3 protein-coding genes are annotated in these 2,556 nt (G+C 69.1%); all 3 read right to left on the bottom strand.

What is annotated here, in order from left to right:
• Positions 1-101: 101 nt before the first annotated feature.
• Positions 102-557 carry a DUF3035 domain-containing protein gene (locus ASG29_RS10180; protein ID WP_055983400.1) on the bottom strand — a complete coding sequence of 152 codons (456 nt, stop codon included), beginning with the start codon at positions 555-557 and terminating at the stop codon, positions 102-104.
• Positions 550-1,122, bottom strand: a complete 573-nt coding sequence (gene lspA / locus ASG29_RS10175) for a signal peptidase II (RefSeq protein ID WP_055983398.1) — start codon at positions 1,120-1,122, stop codon at positions 550-552. Before lspA ends, ASG29_RS10180 begins: the two co-directional genes overlap by 8 nt.
• A partial coding sequence (locus ASG29_RS17535) for a class I tRNA ligase family protein (RefSeq protein WP_235532862.1) occupies positions 1,119-2,556 on the bottom strand: 1,438 nt, incomplete at its 5' end. The genes lspA and ASG29_RS17535, both read right to left, overlap by 4 nt.

Below are 2,556 nucleotides of genomic sequence, written 5' to 3'. Positions count from 1 at the left end.
CCTTCCCACCCGGCTCCGCCGGGCGGGCCCCTTCCCTCTCCCGCTGGGAGAGGGAGGGAGGCGAGAAGCGCCGGAAGGGTGAGGCCGGAGCCCTCTATTGATTACGGAGTCGGCGTAGCAGCAGGCGTCGGCGTAGCAGCCGGTGTCCCCGCCCCGGCCACGGCGCGCGCGCCCTGCCCGTCGCCCTCCGGCGCCGCGACGATGTCGCGCGTCGTCTGGCCCTTCTCCACCACGTTCGTCTGCGGATCGCCGACCGCGGAACGGATGCCGGGCGCCACCGCGCCCGCGCCGCCGGCCTGATCGACGACCGCGGTTTCGCTCGCGCTGCGCGGTGCGGTGCCGAACAGGGCGTCGAGCGCCAGCGCCTGCGGATTGGCGCCCTGCGTCCGTGCGGCGCCGGGCTGCGGCGGGACCAGCGCGAAATCGGGCGGGATCACCAGCGGCGCCTGCCGCGCCACCGCGAATTCGTCGGGACGCGCGCGGTCGAACCCGCTCTTGCCGCACCCCGATACCAGCACGGCACCGGCGATTGCGGCGACGACGACGAACTTACGCATGGACATTCTCCGAACCATCGGCGGGCTTCTCGCGGATCAGGAGCGCGCGTGCCAGCAGAATCAGCACGCCGATCGTGATCGCGGCATCCGCGACGTTGAACACAAGGAACGGCCGCCATTCGCCGAAGTGCAGGTCCGCGAAATCGACGACATAGCCGAACCGCATCCGGTCGACGATATTCCCGATCGCGCCGCCGAGCACGAGGCCGAGCGCCGCGCGATCCGCCGCCTTGGGCTCGCGCGTCATCCACACCGCCACGCCCGCCGCGATCGCGCCGGTAAACGCGACCAATATCCAGCGCACCACGTTGGCGCGGCACGCGAAATCCTCCCGCGTGCACGACGTGACGGTATCGAGCGCCGATTGCATCCAGCCGGAATCCGACCGGAGCAGCCCCAGCGACACGCCCGTATTCTGCACGAACCGCAGGTCGAAGATCGGTAGCAGCGTCCGATAGTCGCCGAACTGCGCGATCCCGAGCGGCCCGATCACCAGCCATTTCGTCAGTTGGTCGACGGCGAACACCGCCGCCGCGATCGCGAATCCCTGCCGCGCCGCCGTCACGAAACCACCTTCGCGCACCGATCGCACAACGCGCCGTCCGCGACGACCTCGGGCAGGTGGCGCCAGCAGCGACCGCATTTGGCGTAATCGGTGCGCACCACGTCGATCTCGCCACCGGTCGACACCTTCGCGACGATGAACGCCTCCGCCAGCGCATCGGCGGTCAGCGGCAGGTCGGGCACGGTCACCTCGGCCTCCAGGCTGGACCGCACGACCTTCTCGCGCCGCAACGGCTCGATCGCGGCGCTGACCCGCTCGCGCAGGCGGCGGACCTCCAGCCAGCGTTGCGACACGTCCTCGCCGGTTTCGTCCGGCAGGTCCGGCCATTCGAGCAGGTGGACCGACGCGTCGTCGTCGGGGAAGCGCGTCTGCCATACCTCCTCCGCGGTGAAGACCAGCACCGGCGCGGCATAGCGGACCAGCGCATGGAACAGCACGTCCAGCATGGTCCGATACGCCCGTCGCGTCAGATCCGCCGGCGCGTCGCAGTACAGCGAGTCCTTGCGGACATCGAAGAAGAACGCGGACAGATCCTCGTTGCAGAAATCGGTCAGCAGGCGCGCGTAGCGGTTGAACTCGAACGCCTCCGCCGCGGCGCGCAGGTCGCGGTCCAGCGCGCGCAGCAGGTGGAGCATGTACCGCTCCAACTCGGGCATGTCCGCCACCGCGACCCGGTCCCCGTCATCGAACCCGTCGAGCGCGCCGAGCAAATAGCGGAAGGTGTTGCGCAGTTTGCGATAGGAATCCGACGCGGTAGCAAGGACTTCCTTGCCGATCTTCACGTCCTCGAAATAGTCGGTCGACACCGCCCACAGGCGCAGGATGTCCGCCCCGCTGCTTTCCATGATCTTCAGCGGATCGACGACGTTGCCCAGCGACTTGGACATCTTGCGCCCCTTGTCGTCCAGCGCGAAGCCGTGGGTCAGGACCGCATCGTACGGCGCGCGCCCGCGCGTGCCGCAGCTTTCCAGCAGCGAGGACTGGAACCAGCCGCGATGCTGGTCAGACCCCTCGACATACAGGTTCGCGCGCACGCCTTCGCCGTAGCGCGCCTCGATCACGAACGCATGCGTCGAGCCGCTGTCGAACCAGACGTCCAGGATGTCCTGCTGCGGCACGTAATCGGCCGGATCGTAGCGCTCGCCCAGAAGCGTCGCATGATCCGCGGTGAACCACGCATCCGCCCCGCCCGCGCGGAAGGCGTCGACGATCCGCGCATTGACCGCGGGATCGTTCAGATACTGGCCGGTCGCGCGATGGACGTACAAGGCGATCGGCACGCCCCATGCCCGCTGCCGGCTGATGACCCAGTCGGGTCGCTGCTCCACCATCGAACGGATGCGGTTCTCGGCGCGCGCGGGGACCCATTTGGTGCGCGCGATGGCGTCGAGCGCGAGGTCGCGCAGGGTTGCCTGATTCCCCTCTCCCATCGGG

This window comes from Sphingomonas sp. Leaf412 (assembly GCF_001425405.1).
Lineage (GTDB): Bacteria > Pseudomonadota > Alphaproteobacteria > Sphingomonadales > Sphingomonadaceae > Sphingomonas.
Note: the sequence above shows the minus strand (reverse complement) of the source record. Positions and strands in the feature narration are given on the sequence as shown.